This window comes from Thermorhabdus hydrogeniformans (genome assembly GCF_049310025.1).
GTDB lineage: Bacteria > Bacillota > Thermosediminibacteria > Thermosediminibacterales > Tepidanaerobacteraceae > JBJYKD01.
Window position 1 is genome coordinate 1 of the sequence record NZ_JBJYKD010000087.1, and the last position, 412, is coordinate 412.

The 412-nt window shown below is 35.0% G+C and carries 1 protein-coding gene; it reads left to right on the plus strand.

Features of this window, described 5'->3' with window-relative positions:
* Window positions 1-71: 71 nt before the first annotated feature.
* On the plus strand, window positions 72-412 hold a 341-nt coding region (locus ACKX14_RS15595; RefSeq protein ID WP_422449286.1), incomplete at its 3' end, for a DUF4372 domain-containing protein.

Below are 412 nucleotides of genomic sequence, written 5' to 3' on the forward strand. Positions count from 1 at the left end.
TTTAAGGTGACATTTTCATGCGATAATTAACCGCGTTTTGGCCTATTTTTAGGTGACATTTTTAAAAGATATTGACACTGTTTAATCCATTATCTGACAAATACACTCTTCAAAAAATACATTCCTCGGGGGTCAATAAATACGTAAAGAAACTAACTACCTCAAAATTTATACAGCTTATGGTCTATGCACAACTGAAACAACAACAAGGACTACGAGATATCAGTAATGCCCTAAATGACGATAAGTTCAGCGAAAATATTGGACTTGATTCCATCAGCGCATCCCAGATATCACGCAAGTTAAGAAGTACTGACCCAAAAATAACTCAAATGCTTTTAAAAAGTACAATCCAAGAAACAACTAAGGAAATGGGCTTTAAAGACCCAATACAAAGCATCGGTCGCATATA